The 21,009-nt window shown below is 44.7% G+C and carries 22 protein-coding genes; 17 read left to right on the forward strand and 5 right to left on the reverse strand.

The features are described from left to right. Window positions 1-26: 26 nt before the first annotated feature. Both kapD and NX903_RS15260 read right to left on the reverse strand, forming a co-directional pair. Window positions 27-644: a 3'-5' exonuclease KapD gene (gene kapD / locus NX903_RS15255; RefSeq protein ID WP_003241081.1), complete on the reverse strand. Its 618-nt coding sequence runs from the start codon at window positions 642-644 to the stop codon at window positions 27-29. Between the two features lie 75 nt (window positions 645-719). Then, window positions 720-923: a hypothetical protein gene (locus tag NX903_RS15260; RefSeq protein ID WP_003243502.1), complete on the reverse strand. Its 204-nt coding sequence runs from the start codon at window positions 921-923 to the stop codon at window positions 720-722. Between NX903_RS15260 and NX903_RS15265 the strand changes: the two genes are divergently transcribed. From NX903_RS15265 to NX903_RS15275, 3 genes are all read left to right on the forward strand, one after another. Beyond that, window positions 826-2,034 (forward strand): multidrug efflux MFS transporter, encoded by a 1,209-nt coding sequence (locus NX903_RS15265; RefSeq protein ID WP_220396896.1) that lies wholly within the window; start codon window positions 826-828, stop codon window positions 2,032-2,034. The genes NX903_RS15260 and NX903_RS15265 overlap by 98 nt on opposite strands. 92 nt (window positions 2,035-2,126) lie before the next feature. Next, a complete protein-coding gene (locus NX903_RS15270) occupies window positions 2,127-4,001 on the forward strand; it encodes a transglycosylase domain-containing protein (protein ID WP_080262700.1) in 1,875 nt (624 codons plus the stop codon). Window positions 4,002-4,021: 20 nt separating this feature from the next. Next, on the forward strand, window positions 4,022-4,435 hold the full coding sequence (locus NX903_RS15275; protein WP_043858567.1) for a thiol-disulfide oxidoreductase DCC family protein: 414 nt from the start codon (window positions 4,022-4,024) through the stop codon (window positions 4,433-4,435). A gap of 202 nt (window positions 4,436-4,637) precedes the next feature. Here the strand turns inward: NX903_RS15275 and NX903_RS15280 are convergent, their stop codons facing one another. Continuing rightward, window positions 4,638-5,195: a YufK family protein gene (locus tag NX903_RS15280; RefSeq protein ID WP_003228837.1), complete on the reverse strand. Its 558-nt coding sequence runs from the start codon at window positions 5,193-5,195 to the stop codon at window positions 4,638-4,640. Between the two features lie 177 nt (window positions 5,196-5,372). Between NX903_RS15280 and maeL the strand changes: the two genes are divergently transcribed. The 7 genes from maeL to maeN all read left to right on the forward strand — a co-directional run bounded on the left by maeL (window position 5,373) and on the right by maeN (window position 14,335). Continuing rightward, window positions 5,373-6,974 carry a two-component system sensor histidine kinase MaeL gene (gene maeL, locus NX903_RS15285; protein ID WP_024573643.1) on the forward strand — a complete coding sequence of 534 codons (1,602 nt, stop codon included), beginning with the start codon at window positions 5,373-5,375 and terminating at the stop codon, window positions 6,972-6,974. Then, on the forward strand, window positions 6,967-7,674 hold the full coding sequence (gene maeM, locus NX903_RS15290; protein ID WP_014477821.1) for a two-component system response regulator MaeM: 708 nt from the start codon (window positions 6,967-6,969) through the stop codon (window positions 7,672-7,674). Before maeL ends, maeM begins: the two co-directional genes overlap by 8 nt. A 473-nt stretch (window positions 7,675-8,147) precedes the next feature. Beyond that, the gene (nupN, locus tag NX903_RS15295; protein WP_086344255.1) at window positions 8,148-9,227 is read left to right on the forward strand and encodes a guanosine ABC transporter substrate-binding protein NupN; all 1,080 of its coding nucleotides are present in this window, start codon (window positions 8,148-8,150) and stop codon (window positions 9,225-9,227) included. A gap of 75 nt (window positions 9,228-9,302) precedes the next feature. Beyond that, window positions 9,303-10,835, forward strand: a complete 1,533-nt coding sequence (nupO, locus tag NX903_RS15300) for a guanosine ABC transporter ATP-binding protein NupO (RefSeq protein WP_029725864.1) — start codon at window positions 9,303-9,305, stop codon at window positions 10,833-10,835. Further along, window positions 10,828-11,874, forward strand: a complete 1,047-nt coding sequence (gene nupP, locus NX903_RS15305) for a guanosine ABC transporter permease NupP (RefSeq protein ID WP_086344256.1) — start codon at window positions 10,828-10,830, stop codon at window positions 11,872-11,874. The genes nupO and nupP overlap by 8 nt, the downstream gene beginning before the upstream one ends. Further along, the gene (gene nupQ, locus NX903_RS15310; RefSeq protein WP_014480697.1) at window positions 11,875-12,834 is read left to right on the forward strand and encodes a guanosine ABC transporter permease NupQ; all 960 of its coding nucleotides are present in this window, start codon (window positions 11,875-11,877) and stop codon (window positions 12,832-12,834) included. Between the two features lie 154 nt (window positions 12,835-12,988). Continuing rightward, on the forward strand, window positions 12,989-14,335 hold the full coding sequence (maeN, locus tag NX903_RS15315) for a sodium/malate symporter MaeN (RefSeq protein WP_086344257.1): 1,347 nt from the start codon (window positions 12,989-12,991) through the stop codon (window positions 14,333-14,335). Between the two features lie 35 nt (window positions 14,336-14,370). Here maeN and NX903_RS15320 read toward each other — a convergent pair whose 3' ends face one another. Then, window positions 14,371-14,586, reverse strand: coding sequence for a hypothetical protein (locus tag NX903_RS15320; RefSeq protein WP_015483630.1), 216 nt, complete (start codon window positions 14,584-14,586; stop codon window positions 14,371-14,373). Between the two features lie 230 nt (window positions 14,587-14,816). Here NX903_RS15320 and NX903_RS15325 point away from each other — a divergent pair, with 230 nt between their 5' ends. The 7 genes from NX903_RS15325 to mnhG are packed head-to-tail and all read left to right on the forward strand — an operon-like array spanning window position 14,817 to window position 20,585. Then, window positions 14,817-17,222: a Na+/H+ antiporter subunit A gene (locus NX903_RS15325; RefSeq protein ID WP_046381298.1), complete on the forward strand. Its 2,406-nt coding sequence runs from the start codon at window positions 14,817-14,819 to the stop codon at window positions 17,220-17,222. Further along, window positions 17,215-17,646 (forward strand): Na(+)/H(+) antiporter subunit B, encoded by a 432-nt coding sequence (locus tag NX903_RS15330; protein WP_003228819.1) that lies wholly within the window; start codon window positions 17,215-17,217, stop codon window positions 17,644-17,646. Before NX903_RS15325 ends, NX903_RS15330 begins: the two co-directional genes overlap by 8 nt. Next, window positions 17,646-17,987 (forward strand): Na(+)/H(+) antiporter subunit C, encoded by a 342-nt coding sequence (locus NX903_RS15335; protein ID WP_003220730.1) that lies wholly within the window; start codon window positions 17,646-17,648, stop codon window positions 17,985-17,987. The genes NX903_RS15330 and NX903_RS15335 overlap by 1 nt, the downstream gene beginning before the upstream one ends. Beyond that, a complete protein-coding gene (locus tag NX903_RS15340; RefSeq protein ID WP_032726793.1) occupies window positions 17,980-19,461 on the forward strand; it encodes a Na+/H+ antiporter subunit D in 1,482 nt (493 codons plus the stop codon). Before NX903_RS15335 ends, NX903_RS15340 begins: the two co-directional genes overlap by 8 nt. Window positions 19,462-19,466: 5 nt before the next feature. Then, a complete protein-coding gene (locus tag NX903_RS15345) occupies window positions 19,467-19,943 on the forward strand; it encodes a Na+/H+ antiporter subunit E (protein ID WP_003228815.1) in 477 nt (158 codons plus the stop codon). Then, the gene (locus tag NX903_RS15350; RefSeq protein ID WP_003228814.1) at window positions 19,943-20,227 is read left to right on the forward strand and encodes a Na(+)/H(+) antiporter subunit F1; all 285 of its coding nucleotides are present in this window, start codon (window positions 19,943-19,945) and stop codon (window positions 20,225-20,227) included. Before NX903_RS15345 ends, NX903_RS15350 begins: the two co-directional genes overlap by 1 nt. After that, the gene (gene mnhG, locus NX903_RS15355; RefSeq protein ID WP_015714623.1) at window positions 20,211-20,585 is read left to right on the forward strand and encodes a monovalent cation/H(+) antiporter subunit G; all 375 of its coding nucleotides are present in this window, start codon (window positions 20,211-20,213) and stop codon (window positions 20,583-20,585) included. The genes NX903_RS15350 and mnhG overlap by 17 nt, the downstream gene beginning before the upstream one ends. Window positions 20,586-20,623: 38 nt before the next feature. On the opposite strand, the gene NX903_RS15360 is transcribed toward mnhG, so the two are convergent. Next, entirely contained in the window at window positions 20,624-21,004 is a 381-nt protein-coding gene (locus NX903_RS15360) for a hotdog fold thioesterase (protein ID WP_014477831.1), read from the reverse strand. Between the last annotated feature and the right edge of the window lie 5 nt (window positions 21,005-21,009).

Below are 21,009 nucleotides of genomic sequence, written 5' to 3' on the forward strand. Positions count from 1 at the left end.
CCAGTCTGACAAAAGATTGGGTTTTTTTAAGTTGCGCGTTTAAACAGTTCGGATAAATCGATTCTTTCGCCGATTGTCGGCGGTTTTGGCTTTTCGAGATACTGCTTATCCTGCTCAACAAGCTTAAAAAGCTTATATGCTGTGAGGGCGTCATCAAGCGCTTTATGATGGGTGCCGGTTCCGGTATCTCCATACTCCTCGGCAGCTTTCCATAAACCCGTCAGTGTCCGGTCTCCAAAAAAGTTTTTGTATTCAAGCGATAAATCTCTCATTTCTCCCTTAAACGGGAAAGGAATATGGTTAAACATACAGTTTTGCTTCAGCACTTTCATGTCCATGTTTCCCCACGTAATAATCGTGCTGTTCTTCTCAGGATCAAGCTCGTTTAGTTTGCGGATGAAATCCTCGAACCTCATCCCCTCGTCTACCTGCTTTTGGGTTATTTTTAAAAACGATTTGCAGCGTTTTGTCAGCTTCGGGAATTTTTTCGGTCTGATATAGCTCGAAAACGTCTCAACTACTTCATCATCAACCGACTTTACAATTCCGGCTTCAATGATTTCTGGGAAGAAATTTTGCGGGCTGTACTTTCCATCAGGCATTGTAAATTCGAAATCAATAATGAGTAAGCTGTTTGTCGTCACCTTTTTACACCTGCCTTTCCTCCGATCAGAAAATGCTATCTTTATAGTATATCAATTCCCCTTCTCGACATTTCTTCATTTTCTAAAAATAATGAATTTTCCCAGCCGCTTCGTTTCTTTTAAATTGTGAATCGTTTCTTTATAATTAGTAAGGAACCCGAAATAATAAGAAGGTGATGTTATTTCTATCCGTAAGAAAAACTTTGTCATTGTGTGGCTGGCGAACTTTTTTGTCTCCGCTAGCACAACGATGATCGTTCCCTTTCTCTCCTTATACATTGAGACGCTCAGCTCTTTTTCAAACGGCTTTGTGCAAAGGTGGAGCGGCTATGTGTTCGGCATTACATTTCTCATGGCGTTTTTGGTATCCCCGTTTTGGGGACGGTTCGGAGACAAACGCGGATACAAGAAAATCCTTATGGCAACCGGAACGGGCATTGCCCTTAGCATTTTCTTCATGGGCTTTGTTACATCGGTGTACCAATTGTTTTTTCTGCGTATGGCAATGGGTCTTGTAACCGGATTCATCCCGACATCTCTTGCGATGATTTCGGCACAGACTCCGAAGAGCTCAGCCGGCAAAACGCTTGGCACGCTGCAAATGGGGCAAGTGTCCGGAAGCTTGTTCGGCCCGCTTTTGGGAGGCATGCTTGCTGATCATTTCGGCTTTACGTATACCTTTTTTATCACATCCTTTGTGATTTTCTCGTCTGTTCTTCTCGTGTTATTTGGTGTCAAAGAAAAGCCTCTTGCAGAGAAAACAGCCAAACGTACGTCTTACTCGAGAAAAGAAGTGCTCTCCTATATTTTTCACCATCCGGCGCTGTGGGTCATGATGCTGTTAACCATGCTGATTCAAACAGGCAATTTCAGTATCCAGCCCCTGCTCGCTTTATATGTAAATGAGCTGCACGGACCTGTCAATCTTGCCTTTTTCTCCGGCATGGCATTTTCAGCAACGGGGCTCGGAAGTTTGCTGCTGGCTAGAAAATGGGGTGATCTGGGCGACCGCTACGGCCACCGCCGCATTTTAATCGGACTTTTGCTCGCCGCCTCTTTCTTTTTTATTCCGCAGGCGCTCGCGTCCTCACTCAGCGTGCTCCTTGTTTTCAGATTTTTATTCGGAATGGCGATGGGCGGTTTGCTGCCATGCATTACGGCAGCGATCCGCGTTCAGGCCCCCGGCAGCATTCAAGGTGAAGTTCTCGGCTACAATGTCAGCTTTCGCTTTTTAGGAAACGTGCTCGGGCCTCTGCTCGGCGGAATCATATCGAGCCATTTTACCATTTCGGCCACCTTTTACGTCACGGCGTTTCTCTTTTTCGCCGGCGCCTGCATGCTTTGGATCATGCAGAAACTTCGGAAAGATTCTTATGCCAAAGCAAGCTGATTCCGAGAAAAAACTGAGGAATCTTCTAAATTTAACCTTCTCGTAATCTCAAAAGAATGGTACGATATGGCTAGAATTTAGGAGAAAAGAGAGTGACCATGTTACGAAAAATAATCGGATGGATTTTGCTCCTTTGCATAATCCCATTGTTTGCATTTACAGTTATCGCTTCCGGAAAAGAAGTAAAACAAATGAAGTCCCTGGATCAGGTGCTTGATAAAAATATTAATCTGAAAGATATCAGCCTTGTTCAGAACAGCTACATGTATGACAGGGACGGCTCCCTTGTCTCGGAAATCGTCAGCGACCACGAAAACCGTGTGCTCGTTCCATTTAACAAGATTCCCGAGGAAGTCAAACAGATTTTCTTAACATCTGAGGACCGCCATTTTTACGAGCATAAAGGCTTTGACTTTATGGGAATGGTGCGGGCTACTGCTTCTAACGTAAAAGACAAGAAAATTGACCAGGGTGCCAGCACCATCACACAGCAGCTTTCAAGAAACTTGTATTTGAGCCACGAACGCTCCTTCAGCCGCAAGCTGACAGAGCTCGCGTATTCCTATCAGCTCGAGAAAAAATATACGAAAAATGAAATTCTTGAAGCTTACTTAAATACCATTTATTTTAACAATGGTGTTTATGGCGTCGGTTCAGCGGCTGAATTCTATTTCAGCAAACCGCTGAAATCTCTCACAGTGGGAGAAATGGCTTTTATCTGTGCTATACCTAATAACCCTACATTATATGATCCTCTCAAGCATTTTGACTACACGAAAAGCCGTCAAGAACGTTTGCTTAAAGGGCTAAAAGATGCCGGGGTCATTACGGACAAAGAGCTGAAAAAAGCCGTAAAACAAAAAATCAAACTGGATGTTGAAAAAAGAGAAGACAAATATCCTGACTACGTTTCCTACGTCAATGATGAATTCACTCAGCTGGTGTCTGAATCAGAAGGCTTTGATAAACGCCTTCAAAAAGCATCAGGAAAACAAAAAGAAAAGATCGAAAACGAGCTGTCCGCAAGAGTCAGCACGCTGATGAAAGACGGCGTGAAAATTTATACTGCACTTGATCCGTACATGCAAAATCAAGTTGTGGCACAAATGAATTCCAAGCTCCCGTATGCGGACGTACAGGGCGGAGCGGCTGTGATTAATCACCAGACGCATCAAATCATCGCTCTATCCGGCGGGAAAAACTATCAAAAATATGACTTTAACCGCGCCTACCAGGCGTACAGGCAGCCGGGTTCATCCATTAAGCCGCTTCTTGATTACGGCCCTTATATTGAACAGACCGGCGCGACAGGAAGCAGCACCATTGATGCCAGCAAGTTTTGCAGCAAAGACTACTGTCCGCAAAACTACAATAACCGCACTTACGGCACAGTGACGCTTGATACGGCGTTTAAAAATTCATATAATACACCGGCTATTAGAATGCTCGACCGCGTCGGCATCCAAAAGGCATTCAGTTATATTGAGCCGTATCATTTTGCCAAACTGGTCGACAGTGACTATCTTCTTCCGGCGGCGCTTGGCGGATTTACAAACGGCATGACGCCTCTTGAGATGACAAAGGCTTATACGACATTCGGCAACAGCGGAAGCTATACGCCGAGCCATGCGATTACAAAGGTGACAGACCTTAAAGGAAAAACACTTTATAAATGGAATGATAAAGCGACTCAAATATTCAGCGTCCGCACGAACATGCAGCTGAAAAAACTGATGTCTTCCGTTGTGAAAAGCGGAACAGGGAAAAAAGCATATTTCAATGCGCCTTACATCGGCGGTAAAACCGGAACATCAAATGATTATCACGATATGTGGTTTGTCGGCCTGACTGATACGTATACAATGGGTGTCTGGGTCGGAAAGGATACACCGACCAGCGTTGAATATCTTCACAGCATCAGCCCTCAGCTTTCCATCTGGAAAGGAACGCTGCAAGCTGCTTATTAAAGGATCGGAGGGGATATGGAGTGACTTCAGAACAAATTCCAAATCGCGTTTTGCTGTTTGACGGTGTCTGCAATTTATGCAATGGCGCCGTGCAATTTATCATTAAACGTGATCCGGACGGATTGATTTCTTTCACATCGCTGCAGTCGGAAACAGGACAGAGCCTGCTGAAAAAAAGCGGGCTTCCGACTGATCGGTTTGACAGCTTTGTCTTTATTGAAGACGGCCAAGTGCACACAAAGTCAACTGCAGCCATTAAGGTTTTCAGGCATCTGCGAGGCCCATGGCGGCTCTTCGTCCTGTTTTTCGCAGTACCGAAGCCTGTCAGAGATATGGTCTATTCTTTCATTGCCAACAACCGCTATAAGTGGTTTGGCAAAAAAAATGAATGTATGCTCCCCTCCCCTTCTATTAAAAAAAGATTTTTACCGTAAATAAAAAATGGCTAGGAAGCTAGCCATCACAGATTGTTGACAAAATCCTAAAACGGCTTCGTTTTAGGATTTTGTCATCTATTCAGCGTGATTGAAAACTTTTGAAGTTGTGAAACGGCGGAAACCTGAGAATCTAGCCGCCGTTTCATTGCGTACAGAGCACGAAGCGCAAATCTGACCACCAAACGCTGAAATGGCTAGCTTACACAGGTAAGCTAGCCATTATGCTATTATAAAGCTTGATAAATATGAACAGAATACCGATAACAAAGGTAAACCAAAACAGCAGTTCCAATAGAATGAATCCAACTAATGACATGAGAGAAAGCGTCGAATAAATCCGGTATACGGTAAACACAAAGTAAGCGAGCGTGACGACCGCAAACCAGATCACAATCCAAATGACATTTTGCAAGAGCACAAAGGATAAAATCCCGCCGCCCAAATAAATCATGGAACCCATTCTGAGTTTTTTCAGGTTGTTCCCTTCCGGATCATTAGCAAAAAACAGCAATGACAGCTCGGTCACGGTATTTGCAATTAATTTCAGAGCGGACAGAACCATAAAATATAAAAGTGCAAAGGCAGCAAATAACGCAAGCCTGATTCCTTTCTCTGAAAAATAATCGAGCATTCCATCATACATTCCAAATGAAGACAGCATCTTCAACGCATAAAGTGAAGTTGAGATGGATAAGGACGAACTAAAAAGCAGGATCGCAATCAGCGGAAAATATCCTGTCAAATAAGTATTTTTCATATAAAAAAGTCCCTTTCTATAATCTACCTCATTTATTATGGAGGACTTAAAACACATTGACAAGATAAATTATTCCATTTTTTCTCCTTTTTACGAATTACGGTCCCAAATCTTCACAAAGCAGCATTTTGAGAGTAAAGTAGTACGCAGGAATCATAAAACGTAAGGAAGTTTTATATGAAAAAAACATTAAAACTGCAAACCAGACTCACCATATTTGTTTGTATCGTTGTATTAATCGCATTGCTCATTACGTTTTTTACAGTCGGTGCCCAAACCACCAAACGGATTAGAGATCAGGAAAAGGCCACTGCGCTGCAGACTGCTGAAATGGTAGCTGAGGCGCCGATGACAGCCGCTGCTTTAGAAAACGGGAAAAAACAAAAGGAACTGCAGAGCTACACAAAGCGGGTTCAGAAAATCACCGGCACGGAATTTGTTGTCGTCATGGATATGAGCGGTATCCGCAAAACTCATCCTGACCCGAGCAAAATCGGAAAAAAATTCAGAGGCGGTGATGAGTCCGAGGTATTAAAAGGGCATGTCCATATCAGCACAGCCTCTGGCACGCTCGGGAAATCGCAGAGAGCGTTCGTCCCTGTCTACGCGGAGAATGGAAAACAAGTCGGTGCAGTCGCGGTCGGCATCACCGTAAATGAAATTGATGAAGTGATCAGCCATAGCTTACGGCCGCTTTACTTTATTATTTGCGTCAGCATCTTCGTCGGTGTGATCGGAGCCGTTATCGTCGCCCGTACAGTGAAAAATATCATGTACGGACTTGAACCTTATGAAATTGCGACTCTGCTTGAAGAACGGAGCGCGATGCTGGAATCGACGAAGGAAGGAATACTCGCTGTCGATGAACATGGCAAAATTAAACTTGCCAACGCGGAAGCAAAACGCCTATTCGTCAAAATGGGCATCAACACAAATCCCATTGATCAGGATGTAGATGACATCTTGCCGAAAAGCCGCTTGAAAAAGGTCATTGAGACAAAAAAACCTCTTCAAGACAGAGACGTCCGCATTAACGGGCTGGAGCTTGTGTTTAATGAAGTTCCTATCCAGCTGAAAGGACAAACTGTCGGAGCGATTGCAACATTCCGCGACAAGACCGAGGTAAAACATTTAGCTGAACAGCTTTCCGGTGTTAAAATGTATGCAAACGCACTGAGAGCGCAGTCTCATGAATTTATGAACAAACTGCATGTGATATTAGGGCTCGTCCAGCTGAAAGAGTATGACGATCTTGGAGATTATATTAAAGATATTGCCATTCAGCAAAAATCAGAAACAAGTGAAATTATAAATGATGTCAAAAGCTCCGTACTGGCCGGTTTTCTGCTCGGAAAGCAAAGCTTCATACGTGAGCAGGGCGCAAATCTTGATATTGAATGCAACGGTGTCATCCCGAACGCGGCAGACCCTTCTGTCATCCATGAACTTATTACAATCATCGGAAATCTCATCAACAATGGCTTAGACGCCGTTGCCGATATGCCGAAAAAACAAATCACCATGTCCATGCGCTTCCATAACAGCATACTTGATATTGAAATTACCGATACTGGAGCAGGCATGTCTGAAGAAGACCAAGCCAAAGTATTTGAACAAGGCTATTCAACAAAGGGCAAAAACCGGGGATTCGGCCTTTATTTCACACAGCAAAGCATCGAAAATTTAAAAGGCCAAATGATCCTCACAAGCGAAAAGAATGAAGGAACGACATTCAGTATTCGCATCCCGTACGAACCGAAGGAGGAAAATCATGATTAATGTACTAATAGTTGAAGATGACCCCATGGTGGGTGAATTAAATAAACGATACTTAAGCCAAATAGATGGCTTTCAGCTGAAAGGCATCGCTTCTTCCTTTCAAAGCGCTCTGCATATTTTAGGCGAGCACCATATCGACCTCATTTTGCTTGATATTTATATGCCGGGAAAAAACGGGCTGGAACTGCTGACGGAATTGAGAGCACAAAATGAAGCGGTTGACGTGATTGTCATCTCAGCGGCCAGCGAGCTTGACGTGATCAAGAAAACACTTCGGTACGGAGCTGTTGATTATTTAATCAAACCGTTTGAATTTGAACGTTTCCAAACGGCTCTGTCTGATTACAGACGAAAACAAAAGGTGTATTCAACCCATCGCAACATGAGCCAAAAAGAACTGGACGCCGAGCTTTTTCAAAAGAAAGAAGCAACAGAAAAAGTGCAGCTTCCTAAAGGCCTGACAAAAAGCACGCTGAAGCTGATCTGGTCCAGTATCCAGTCATTTGAAAATGAATCTTTTACGACAGAAGACTTGGCAAAGCACACAGAAATCTCTCAAGTATCCATACGAAAATACTTAAAGTTTCTTGAAGATATACAGGTTCTGAATGTAGAAATGGCGTACGGAACGATCGGAAGACCTGTGTTTCAGTACAACGTCAACAACAGTAACCTTAACGGAATAAAGCAATATCTATAAGAAAACGCACTGCTCGCTTTGAGCAGTGCGTTTTTCCTGTCATATCTCTTGCCAAGATGCTTGATTCTATTGTTGATAAGTTATACAAGAATAACAAAGGGCCTTTCACATTTTTAAGCAAACAATTCTAAAAATAGATACTTTTTAAAAAATTATGCGAAATTCTATTTATTTCTTATTAGTTAAATGATAAATTATGATTGGTTAGTTGATCCCGAAAAACTAAGTCATAAGTCTTACTTCAGAAAACGATGTCACGGTTTTCCGCCCGGAACGCCTTCCGCATCCTTCTCTTCCCCGCCTTTCGAAGGAAATACTCACACCACGCTTATTCAGGGAAGAATAGAACTGTCTCAGCGCATTCCATTTGTTATTATCAGAAAATTTTATCGATTCTAAGAAATTGTTCAGGACAGCCCATCACATGACTGGCCGGATCAGCTTTGAACCAAATTTTTCTGGGGGGTTATATCTTGAATAAACGAAAAATCGGATTGGCGATGTCACTTGTGATCGCAGCAGGCACCATTTTAGGAGCATGCGGAAACAGCGAAAAAAGCAGCGGCTCAGGCGAAGGCAAAAACAAATTCAGTGTGGCGATGGTTACTGACGTAGGCGGAGTGGATGACAAATCCTTCAACCAATCAGCCTGGGAAGGCATCCAAGCCTTTGGGAAAGAGAATGGGCTGAAAAAAGGCAAAAACGGTTACGACTATCTTCAATCCAAATCAGATGCAGACTATACAACGAACTTAAATAAATTGGCGCGTGAGAATTTTGACTTAATTTACGGCGTCGGCTACTTAATGGAGGATTCAATCAGCGAAATTGCTGATCAGCGCAAAAATACAAACTTTGCGATTATAGATGCTGTTGTCGATAAAGACAACGTCGCAAGTATTACGTTTAAAGAGCAGGAAGGCTCATTTCTCGTCGGAGTGGCCGCAGCCCTATCAAGCAAATCAGGAAAAATCGGCTTTGTAGGCGGCATGGAATCAGAGTTAATCAAAAAATTCGAGGTCGGCTTCCGTGCCGGCGTGCAAGCAGTTATCCCTAAAGCCGTTGTAGAAGTGAAATACGCAGGGGGGTTCGATAAAGCCGATGTCGGCAAAGCAACCGCCGAAAGCATGTATAAATCAGGCGTAGATGTTATTTATCACTCTGCGGGCGCCACTGGCACAGGCGTCTTTACTGAAGCGAAAAACCTGAAGAAAGAAGATCCAAAACGCGATGTCTGGGTCATCGGTGTCGATAAAGACCAATACGCAGAAGGCCAGGTAGAAGGAACAGATGATAACGTCACCCTCACTTCCATGGTGAAAAAAGTAGATACAGTCGTTGAAGATGTAACGAAAAAAGCGAGTGACGGAAAGTTCCCGGGCGGCGAAACACTTACCTACGGGCTTGATCAAGACGGAGTCGGCATTTCTCCATCTAAACAAAATCTATCGGATGATGTGATCAAAGCGGTCGATAAATGGAAGAAAAAAATCATCGACGGATTGGAAGTCCCGGCAACTGAGAAAGAGCTGAAAACCTTCAAAGCTGAATAAGAATCGCAGGGATAAGGAGGTCGAGCCCTTATCCCTTGTTTTTCTTTTATTTTGAAATAAAGGAGCGGTCAATCAATGGAATATGTCATTGAAATGCTCAATATCCGCAAGGCGTTTCCAGGTATCGTCGCCAATGACAATATCAATCTTCAAGTCAAAAAAGGCGAAATACACGCGTTGCTCGGTGAAAACGGAGCGGGGAAATCAACATTGATGAATGTCCTTTTCGGGCTGTATCAGCCGGAGCGGGGTGAAATTCGGGTGCGCGGCGAGAAGGTGCACATCAACAGCCCGAACAAAGCGAATGACCTTGGAATTGGAATGGTGCACCAGCACTTTATGCTTGTTGACACCTTTACAGTTGCTGAAAATATTATTCTCGGGAAGGAGCCAAAGAAGTTTGGCAGAATTGACCGGAAGCGTGCTGGCCAAGAGGTGCAGGACATTTCCGATCGATACGGCCTGCAGATCCATCCTGAAGCAAAAGCAGCTGACATATCAGTCGGTATGCAGCAGCGCGCAGAAATATTAAAAACCCTCTACCGCGGTGCCGACATTCTGATTTTTGATGAACCGACGGCTGTTTTGACGCCTCATGAAATTAAGGAACTGATGCAAATTATGAAGAACCTGGTCAAAGAAGGGAAGTCCATCATCTTAATCACCCATAAGCTGAAAGAGATTATGGAGATTTGTGACCGCGTTACGGTTATCCGTAAAGGAAAAGGCATCAAAACCCTTGATGTCCGTGATACAAACCAAGACGAACTCGCCAGTCTAATGGTCGGCCGTGAGGTATCGTTCAAAACCGAAAAGAGAGCTGCTCAGCCGGGAGCGGAAGTGCTTGCGATTGACGGCATAACTGTAAAGGATACCCGCGGAATAGAGACAGTCAGAGATTTGTCTCTTTCTGTCAAAGCGGGAGAAATAGTCGGCATAGCAGGCGTCGACGGAAACGGGCAATCTGAGCTGATCGAAGCGGTGACAGGACTCCGCAAAACAGATTCAGGAACAATCACCTTAAACGGAAAACAGATCCAAAACCTGACGCCAAGAAAAATCACTGAATCCGGGATCGGGCATATTCCTCAGGATCGCCATAAACACGGTCTCGTCCTTGATTTTCCAATCGGAGAGAATATCCTGCTGCAAAGCTATTACAAAAAGCCGTATTCAGCATTGGGCGTTTTACATAAAGGCGAAATGTACAAAAAAGCACGCAGCCTGATCAGCGAGTACGACGTCAGAACGCCGGATGAATATACACACGCTCGGGCATTGTCAGGCGGAAACCAGCAAAAAGCGATTATCGGGCGGGAAGTAGACAGAAATCCTGATTTATTAATTGCCGCCCAGCCGACTCGCGGCCTTGATGTCGGAGCGATTGAATTTGTCCATAAAAAGCTCATTGAGCAGCGTGATGCCGGGAAAGCCGTTCTTCTCCTCTCGTTTGAGCTTGAAGAAATTATGAATCTCAGTGACAGAATCGCCGTTATTTTTGAAGGACGCATTATCGCCAGCGTTAATCCGCAGGAAACCACTGAACAGGAGCTTGGTCTCTTGATGGCAGGAAGCACGCAAAAGGAAGCGGGGAAAGCAAATGGTTAAACGACTCTCTCATTTACTCGTGCCGCTCATCGCAATCATACTTGGTCTTGCGGCCGGCGCGTTGATTATGCTTGTGAGCGGCTACAGTGTGGCCAGCGGATATTCGGCTTTGTGGAATGGGATATTCGGAGAGATCTATTATGTCGGAGAAACAATCCGGCAAATTACGCCTTATATTTTATCCGGATTGGCTGTCGCGTTTGCATTCCGAACGGGACTCTTTAATATCGGCGTCGAGGGACAGCTGCTCGTCGGCTGGACAGCAGCGGTTTGGGTCGGTACGGCGTTTGACGGACCGGCATATATTCACTTGCCGCTCGCATTGGTTACAGCGGCAGCTGCAGGAGGATTATGGGGGTTTATTCCCGGCATTTTGAAAGCGCGATTTTACGTTCATGAAGTCATTGTCACCATTATGATGAATTATATCGCGCTGCACATGACCAATTACATCATTTCAAACGTCTTGACAGATCATCAGGACAAGACGGGGAAAATTCACGAATCCGCCTCCCTCCGCTCTCCTTTTCTTGAACAGATCACCGATTACTCACGGCTGCATTTGGGAATCATCGTTGCCCTTCTCGCAGCAGTTATCATGTGGTTTATCATCAACAAAACTACAAAAGGATTTGAGCTCCGGGCGGTCGGGTTTAACCAGCACGCTTCCCAGTATGCCGGCATGAGCGTGCGGAAGAATATCATGACCTCCATGCTTATCTCCGGCGCTTTTGCAGGCCTTGCCGGAGCCATGGAGGGGCTAGGAACATTCGAATACGCAGCAGTGAAAGGCGCATTTACCGGCGTAGGCTTTGACGGTATCGCTGTCGCTCTTCTCGGGGGAAACACAGCCATCGGGGTTATACTGGCAGCATGCCTGCTTGGCGGGCTGAAAATCGGCGCATTAAATATGCCGATTGAATCAGGCGTTCCATCAGAGGTCGTTGATATTGTGATTGCTATTATTATTCTGTTTGTGGCTTCAAGCTATGCGATTCGTTTCGTCATGGGCAAATTGAAGAAAAAGGGGGCGAACTAAGTGGACATTGTGCAGATTTTATCTATCATTGTCCCTGCAACACTCGTCTATGCGGCCCCGCTTATTTTAACTGCTCTCGGCGGCGTGTTTTCCGAGAGATCAGGTGTGGTGAATATCGGCCTAGAAGGCCTCATGATTATCGGGGCGTTCACCAGCGTGTTATTTAATTTATTTTTTGGTCCGGAATTAGGTGCCGCCGCACCTTGGCTTTCGCTCCTTGCCGCCATGGCAGCAGGCGCCCTGTTTTCACTGATTCACGCGGCAGCGGCGATTTCGTTTCGCGCCGACCAGACAGTCAGCGGTGTCGCCATTAACATGCTGGCGCTTGGGGCAACTTTATTTATCGTCAAACTGATCTACGGCAAAGCGCAGACAGACAAAATCCCAGAGCCTTTTTATAAGACGAAAATCCCCGGTTTGGGCGATATTCCCGTCTTGGGAAAGATCTTCTTTTCGGATGTCTATTATACGTCTATTCTTGCAATAGCACTTGCCTTTATTTCCTGGTTTATCTTGTTCAAAACGCCGTTCGGCCTTCGTATCCGTTCTGTCGGAGAGCATCCGATGGCGGCCGATACGATGGGAATCAACGTATATAAAATGCGCTACATCGGTGTGATGATCAGCGGATTGTTCGGCGGTCTCGGCGGCGGCGTATATGCCTCCACAATTGCGCTTGATTTCACGCACTCTACCATCTCCGGGCAAGGCTTTATCGCCCTGGCAGCGCTTGTATTCGGAAAATGGCATCCGATCGGAGCACTGGGGGCCGCCCTGTTTTTCGGATTCGCCCAAAGCTTAAGCATCATTGGATCGCTGCTCCCTCTTTTTAAAGACATACCAAATGTGTATATGCTGATGGCTCCTTATGTCTTAACGATTCTCGCTTTAACCGGCTTTATCGGGCGGGCAGATGCGCCAAAAGCCAATGGCGTGCCTTATATTAAAGGAAAAAGATAAAACATTCTCCCCTGGGAAGATGATTCTCAGGGATTTTTTTCTAATCCAAAAGACCCCCTTAATTTAATTGTTTATTAGTTTTTTAACTTAAAAAAATATGAAGTGTTAACGCTTTCTTGTAGACTGTAACAAACAATACATGGGGGTGTATGACATGGGAGCAATTCCAAAAACGGGGACAATTTCACCTGAGCAAAAAGACTCACAGGGGAAAAACCTGTTTCAAAAAATCTGGTCTTGGGAAATCGGTGTGATTCCTCTGCCTTTATACACAGTATTAGCTGTTATTATTATTCTTGCAGCCTATTACAATGAGCTGCCGGCAAATATGCTTGGCGGGTTTGCCATTATTATGATTCTTGGTGTGTTTCTCGGAGACATAGGCCAACGCATACCGATATTGAAGGATATTGGAGGCCCTGCTATTTTATCTTTGTTTGTTCCTTCATTTTTAGTCTTTTACAATGTACTGAATTCAACATCTTTAGACGCTGTAACCAACTTGATGAAAACGTCTAACTTCCTTTATTTCTATATCGCTTGCCTTGTTGTGGGAAGTATCCTCGGTATGAACAGAATTGTTTTAATACAGGGGTTTATCAGAATGTTCGTTCCACTGGTTGCAGGAACGATCGCGGCCATTGCAGCCGGCATCCTTGTCGGATTTATTTTTGGCTATAGTGCCTATGATTCCTTTTTCTTTGTTGTTGTCCCGATTATTGCCGGGGGAATAGGCGAAGGAATTTTGCCGCTTTCAATCGCCTACTCACAAATACTGGGCTCATCTGCTGATGTATTTGTGTCTCAGCTGGTTCCAGCCGCAATTATAGGAAACGTTTTTGCTATCATATGTGCAGCCTTAATGAAAAAGCTTGGCGATAAGCGTCCAGATCTAAATGGGAACGGACGTCTCGTAAAATCTAAAAAAGCAAATGAGATTTTTAATCAAAAAGAAGCCGAAGCAAAAATTGATTTCAAATTAATGGGAGCAGGAGTTCTGCTCGCGTGTACATTCTTTATTTTTGGCGGGTTATTGGAGAAATTCATCTTCATCCCGGGCGCGATCTTAATGATTATTTCAGCTGCGGCTGTCAAGTATGCAAATATTCTTCCGAAAAAAATGGAAGAAGGCGCTTACCAGCTTTATAAGTTTATTTCTTCAAGCTTTACATGGCCGCTGATGGTCGGTCTCGGCATCCTCTTTATTCCGTTGGATGACGTAGCGTCTGTGATTTCTATTCCGTTTGTCATCATTTGTATTTCAGTTGTTATCGCGATGATTGGTTCTGGATATTTTGTAGGCAAGCTGATGAACATGTATCCGGTTGAATCCGCAATCGTTACTTGCTGCCACAGCGGCCTCGGCGGAACGGGTGATGTTGCCATTTTATCAGCATCAGGAAGAATGGGCCTTATGCCGTTTGCCCAAATTTCAACCCGTCTCGGCGGTGCAGGCACAGTTATTTGCGCGACAGTTTTGCTTCGTTTTTTCACTTCATAAACAGAAAGAGTTCCGTTTTATGCGGAACTCTTTTTTTATTTATTCACAATCCGAATATACTCTCGGGGACCAAACGGCAGATCCTTTGATTCCGTCTCACTCATTCTGGCTGACAGGTGGTGCTCCAGTAAATACAGCTCCCACTCATCACTAGCCGCCACACCGCTGCGCCCGTCATATTGATTCAACATGAATGCCCCTGCAAATACTGAGCAGAATAAACCTGAGCACATCACGACTTTTCTTTTCACATGACCAGCTCCTTACCTTCAGCTTGATCAGGATTGATTTTAAATATACAAATAACCTCTTTTTTGTTAGACTTATTTTGAGGTCAAAAGAACTCATAAAAACCCATTACAGCAGTTCGAAGCGTGGCAGCTTGCAGAAAAGTGCGATATAATTTGGACTAGGTCGTTTGACCGTATATTTCATACATAGCGCATTTTTCAATTGAGAACGAGAAAAGGAGGTCTTATCTTTGCAGCTCTTACATCTTGCTATTTTATCGCCTTTTTTATTTGCTTTTATCATTCCCTTCTTGGCAAAATACGCAAAAAGAGTGCATACGGGCTGGTTTGTGTTGATCCTGCCCGTCTTGCTGTTTATATACTTTCTCCCAATGATCAGGATGACACAATCTGGAGAAACACTTCGATCGGTATTAGAGTGGATTCCGTCACTCGGCATTAACTTTACCGTTTATATAGACGGCCTCGGGTTATTATTCGCTTTACTGATCACAGGCATTGGCTCTTTGGTCACTCTTTACAGCATTTTTTATTTATCGAAAGAAAAAGAACAGCTTGGGCCCTTTTATGTCTACTTATTGATGTTCATGGGCGCCATGCTCGGCGTCGTTCTAGTAGACAATGTCATGGTTCTCTACATGTTCTGGGAGCTTACAAGCCTTTCATCCTTTTTGCTGATCGGCTATTGGTATAAGCGGGAAAAGTCGCGCTATGGCGCAGCCAAATCACTTTTGATTACGGTCAGCGGCGGGCTGTGCATGCTCGGCGGATTTATTCTCCTTTATTTGATAACGGATTCCTTCAGTATTCGAGAGATGGTTCACCAGGTTCAATTAATTGCCGGCCACGAATTGTTTATCCCGGCTATGATTCTCATTTTATTAGGGGCTTTTACGAAATCAGCGCAATTTCCTTTTTACATCTGGCTCCCTGACGCGATGGAAGCTCCGACGCCTGTCAGCGCTTATCTCCATTCAGCTACTATGGTAAAAGCCGGCATTTATGTGATTGCGAGATTCAGTCCTATTTTCGCCTTTTCAGCTCAGTGGTTTTGGATCGTGTCCCTCGTTGGCCTCTTTACGATGGTTTGGGGTTCATTCCATGCCGTGAAACAAACTGATTTAAAATCGATTTTGGCGTTTTCAACCGTCAGCCAGCTCGGCATGATCATCTCCATGCTCGGAGTCAGTGCTGCGGCCCTTCATTACGGACATACAGAATATTATACAGTTGCCGCTATGGCTGCCATTTTCCATTTGATCAACCACGCAACCTTTAAAGGAAGCTTGTTTATGGCAGTCGGGATTATCGATCACGAAACAGGCACACGGGATATCCGGAAGCTAGGCGGCCTGATGGCGATTATGCCGATTACTTTTACCATTTCCTTAATCGGGACATTTTCAATGGCCGGCCTACCGCCGTTTAACGGATTTTTGAGTAAAGAAATGTTTTTCACAAGCATGCTTCGCGTGACACATTTCGACCTGTTCAACGTGCAGACATGGGGCGTTCTGTTCCCTCTTTTCGCCTGGATCGGAAGTGTATTTACGTTTATCTACAGCATGAAATTGCTGTTTAAAACATTCAGAGGAAATTACCAGCCTGAACAGCTTGAAAAACAGGCTCACGAAGCGCCTGTCGGCATGCTCGTACCACCGGTCATTCTTGTCGCTTTGGCTGTCAGTCTCTTCTTTTTCCCGAATATATTGTCGTACAGCTTGATAGAGCCTGCGATGAACTCAATCTATCCGACATTGCTTGCCGGCCATGAGAAATTCCACGTTCACATTTCACAGTGGCATGGGGTTACAACGGAATTGCTCATGACTGCGGGTATTGTTGTGATCGGAACAATTGGTTATTTGTCGCTGAATAAGTGGAAAGGAATCTATAAACTGTTTCCTTCGAAACTCACACTCAACCGGTTATACGATAAGCTTTTGACTCTGATGGAGAAAGGCTCTTACCGGGTCACAAAACAATATATGACCGGGTTTTTAAGAGATTATTTGCTGTATATCTTCGCTGGTTTCATCATTCTGATAGGCGGAGCTTTTGCCATTAAAGGCGGATTTTCATTTAAAACGGAAGGCATGGCTAAAATCGGTGTATACGAAATCATTTTGACGCTTGTCATGATCAGTGCCACAGTGGCGACTGTTTTTGCTAGGTCAAGACTGACGGCGATCATTGCACTCGGTGTTGTCGGTTATACGCTTGCATTGTTTTTTGTCATTTTCAGAGCGCCGGACTTGGCATTGACTCAGCTCGTCATTGAAACGATTTCTGTGGCACTGTTTCTGCTTTGCTTCTACCATTTGCCGAAACTGAGGCTGAAAACAAAAACGAGAACGTTCCGGATGACGAATTTTATCATTTCTTTAGGCGTCGGTGTTATCGTTACTCTGCTCGGCATCGCATCCTCAAGCCAGCGGACAAAAGACAGCATTGCGTCCTTCTTTGTCAAACACAGCCACGATCTCGGCGGAGGGGATAATGTCGTCAATGTCATTCTTGTTGATTTCAGGGGATTTGATACAATGTTTGAAATTACGGTATTAACGATAGCCGCTCTCGGCATTTACAGCATGATTAAAACAAAAGTAAAAGAGGAGGGGAAAAGCGGTGAATGAACAAAAAACAAATGACTTGATTCTTCAAACCGCGACAAAGCTTGTATCCTTTATCATTTTGCTTTTCTCTTTCTATTTATTTTTATCAGGGCATAACGCGCCCGGAGGAGGCTTTGTGGGCGGACTGATCACGTCCTCTTCCATCGTTCTCTTGCTCTTGGCGTATGATTTAAAAACCGTGCGTTCCCTTTTGCCGGTCAATTTCATTTATGTCGCGGGAGCCGGCCTTCTGCTCGCTGTATTAACAGGCGTTGGCTCCTTTGTCTTCGGGGCTCCTTTTTTAACCCACACATTCGGATACTTTCAGCTGCCGATCCTTGGGAAAACGGAGCTCGCCACAGCGACGATATTTGATTTAGGCGTTTATCTTGTTGTCGTAGGCATAACGATGACCATTATTCAAACGATTGGAGAGGAAGAATAATGGAAATCTTAATGGCTGTATTAGCCGGTATTATTTTTATGGCTGCCACGTATTTGCTGCTGTCTAAAAGCCTGCTTCGCGTCATTATCGGAACAGCACTGTTAAGCCATGGCGTTCATTTAATGCTTTTGACTATGGGAGGATTAAAGAAAGGCGCCGCTCCGATTTTGAGCGAGCATGCCAAATCATTTGTCGATCCGCTTCCGCAAGCCCTGATTTTGACCGCAATTGTCATTTCTTTTGGCGTTACGTCATTCATCCTCGTCATGGCCTTTCGCGCTTATCAGGAATTGAAATCGGACGATATGGATCAAATGAGGGGAAATGATCAACATGAATAATTTTGTTATTTTGCCAATCCTGATCCCGCTTTTGTCGGCTATTCTTCTGATTTTCATGACGAAGAATCTTATGCTCATGAGAATCTTCAGCACGGCGGCATCGGCCATCGGGATTGTGATTAGCGGCATACTTGTACAGACTGTCTTCACAAAAGGCATCCAGACACTCAGCCTAGGCGGATGGAAAGCGCCGTACGGCATTGTGCTTGCCGCAGACCAATTCGCCAGCCTGCTCGTTCTCACAACAGCGGTCATCGGTTTATTGGTTGGGCTTTATTCCTTCCGTTCTATCGGTGAAAAACGGGAGCGCTCCTTTTACTACTCCGGCGTACAGTTCTTGCTTGCCGGCGTCAGCGGAGCGTTTTTAACAGGCGATTTATTTAATATGTACGTATTTTTTGAGCTTCTGCTTATTGCTTCCTATATGCTGATTGTATTAGGCGGCACAAAAATTCAGCTGCGCGAATCCCTTAAATATATTGTGTTTAATATCGTGTCGTCTGCCCTGTTTGTCATAGGGGTCGGCTTTTTATACGCTGTAACCGGCACGTTAAACATGGCGGATCTTAGCGTGAAAATCAGCGAAACAGGACAAACCGGGCTGATCACTGTGATTGGTGTCCTGCTGCTTTTGGTATTTGGCATGAAGGGCGGAATTTTCCCCCTCTACTTTTGGCTTCCAGGCTCTTATTACGCGCCACCGGCAGCAATCTCCGCGTTGTTCGGCGCTTTGCTGACAAAAGTCGGGTTATATGCGATTGCGAGGGTTTTCACATTGATTTTTATTCACGATACAGCCTTTACCCATCAGCTGATGATTTGGCTGGCGGCGCTGACTGTGATTTTTGGTGTCATCGGTTCACTCGCTTATTCGAATGTCATGAAAATTGTGATCTATAACATTATTACCGCTGTCGGCGTGATTTTGTTCGGTGTGGCAGTACACACCCCCGCATCTATTCAGGGCGCGATCTACTATCTGATTCACGATATGCTGATTAAGGGCGCTTTGTTTATGCTGGCAGGTACGCTGATCGCATTGACTGGAACCGCGAGCCTGCATAAAATGGGCGGGCTGATCAAACGCTATCCTGTTCTTGGATGGATGTTTTTCATTTCCGCTATTTCTCTTGCAGGCATTCCGCCACTGAGCGGATTTGTCGGCAAATTTAAAATTGCGGAGGGCGGCTTCGCAGAAGGTGAATTTACGATATCCATGCTGATTCTGCTTTCAAGTCTGCTCGTACTGTACTCTGTGCTGAGGATCTTTATACATGCGTTTTGGGGCGAAGAAAAAGAAACGCCAAAACCAAATCATCGAACAGCTAAAGGACTTCTTTATCCGGCAGCTATTTTTCTCTTGCTGTCTCTTCTCTTCGGGTTGGGTACAGAATGGGTGTCGCCTTACGTTGATCAAGCGGCCGAGACGCTGCTGAATCCGGAAAAATATATCGAAGCTGTTCTGAAGGAGTAGATCGCATGGCATTTCAAATTTTATTAAATGTGTTTCTCGCTTTTTGCTGGATGTTCTTAAGCAACAGTCCAAGCGCCGCAGGATTCATTACAGGCTATATTCTGGGAATGCTCTCTCTCTTTTTCTTCCGGCGCTTTTTCACTCGCCAGTTTTATCTATGGAAATTGATTTCTATCATCAAGCTCTGTTTCATTTTTATAAAGGAACTGTACCTTGCCAATGTCAGTGTGATGAAATCAGTCTTATCTCCAAAACTGAATATCAGACCGGGTATTTTTGCTTTTAAAACTGAACTGACGAAGGACTGGGAAATCACCCTGCTTTCTCTGCTCATTACATTAACGCCGGGAACCTTGGTGATGGATATTTCAGATGACAGAACAATACTTTATATTCATGCAATGGATATCGAGGATGCGGAAAAAGCGATTTTTGATATTCGGGAGTCATTTGAAAAAGCCATACAGGAGGTGAGCCGGTGATGTTTACGCTGATCCTGCAAATCGCGCTCGGCATTATGGCAGTGTCTACCTTTTTGTATGTCATTCGTGTCATTAAAGGGCCGACTGTGCCTGACCGGGTCGTGGCTCTGGATGCAATCGGCATCAATCTGATCGCAATCACGGCGCTTGTCTCCATTTTGCTGAAAACAAGTGCGTTTTTGGATATTATTTTGCTGCTGGGGATTTTATCGTTTATCGGAACGATCGCATTTTCCAAGTTCCTGGAGAAAGGAGAGATTATCGAAAATGATCGAAATCGCTAAGGTTGTTGTGGCTGTATTCATTTTGCTGGGTGCTCTTATATGCCTCATTGCGTCATTTGGCGTACTTCGCCTTCCCGATGTGTTTACACGCGCTCATGCTGCTTCTAAAGGCTCAACATTAGGTGTCAATATGATTCTGCTCGGTGTCTTCTTCTATTTGTGGTTTGTGACGGGGGAGCTCTCCGCTAAAATCCTGCTTGGGATTCTCTTTATCTTTATTACGTCGCCTATCGGCGGGCACTTGATCTGCCGTGCTGCGTATAACTCCGGCGTCAAGCTTGATGAGAGAAGCGTACAGGATGACTATAACGGAATCAGAAACTTTGTGATTAAACGAAAAGAGGATTCTTATTTATAAAAATAAGCAGCCGGACAGGCAGAGTTCCGGCTGTTTTTTTATTTCTTGATGACAGCCAGCGTGCATCTGGATATACAGATCAGCCTCTCTTGCTCGTCATATATGTGAATATGATAGACAATCGTCGTTCTGCCGATATGAACGGGCTCGGCTACCGCCTTTACCGTTCCTTCCTTTACAGATTTTAAATGGTTGGCGTTAATCTCCAAACCGACACAAGCCTGTGTTGAATGATCAATCAGGTTCTGTGCACCTGCGCTCGCCGCTGTTTCCGCCAGGGCCACTGAAGCGCCCCCATGCAAATATCCGAACGGCTGCACCGTCCGATGATCCACAGGCATGACCGCAACGCAACGTTCCGCTGTGTTTTCAACAATCTCTATACCAAGCGCTTCAAGCAATGTGTGCTTCGTATCCATCATCT

Source organism: Bacillus sp. FSL R5-0576 (assembly GCF_038004765.1).
Taxonomy (GTDB): domain Bacteria; phylum Bacillota; class Bacilli; order Bacillales; family Bacillaceae; genus Bacillus; species Bacillus subtilis.

Coding starts and splice junctions, on each gene's coding strand:
- NX903_RS15260 (WP_003243502.1), bottom strand. CDS start 923: ATGTATAAGGAGAGAAAGGGAACGATCATCGTTGTGCTAGCGGAGACA.
- NX903_RS15280 (WP_003228837.1), bottom strand. CDS start 5,195: ATGAAAAATACTTATTTGACAGGATATTTTCCGCTGATTGCGATCCTG.
- maeL (WP_024573643.1), top strand. CDS start 5,373: ATGAAAAAAACATTAAAACTGCAAACCAGACTCACCATATTTGTTTGT.
- maeM (WP_014477821.1), top strand. CDS start 6,967: ATGATTAATGTACTAATAGTTGAAGATGACCCCATGGTGGGTGAATTA.
- nupO (WP_029725864.1), top strand. CDS start 9,303: ATGGAATATGTCATTGAAATGCTCAATATCCGCAAGGCGTTTCCAGGT.
- nupP (WP_086344256.1), top strand. CDS start 10,828: ATGGTTAAACGACTCTCTCATTTACTCGTGCCGCTCATCGCAATCATA.
- maeN (WP_086344257.1), top strand. CDS start 12,989: ATGGGAGCAATTCCAAAAACGGGGACAATTTCACCTGAGCAAAAAGAC.
- NX903_RS15335 (WP_003220730.1), top strand. CDS start 17,646: ATGGAAATCTTAATGGCTGTATTAGCCGGTATTATTTTTATGGCTGCC.
- NX903_RS15340 (WP_032726793.1), top strand. CDS start 17,980: ATGAATAATTTTGTTATTTTGCCAATCCTGATCCCGCTTTTGTCGGCT.
- NX903_RS15345 (WP_003228815.1), top strand. CDS start 19,467: ATGGCATTTCAAATTTTATTAAATGTGTTTCTCGCTTTTTGCTGGATG.
- NX903_RS15350 (WP_003228814.1), top strand. CDS start 19,943: ATGTTTACGCTGATCCTGCAAATCGCGCTCGGCATTATGGCAGTGTCT.
- mnhG (WP_015714623.1), top strand. CDS start 20,211: ATGATCGAAATCGCTAAGGTTGTTGTGGCTGTATTCATTTTGCTGGGT.
- NX903_RS15360 (WP_014477831.1), bottom strand. CDS start 21,004: ATGGATACGAAGCACACATTGCTTGAAGCGCTTGGTATAGAGATTGTT.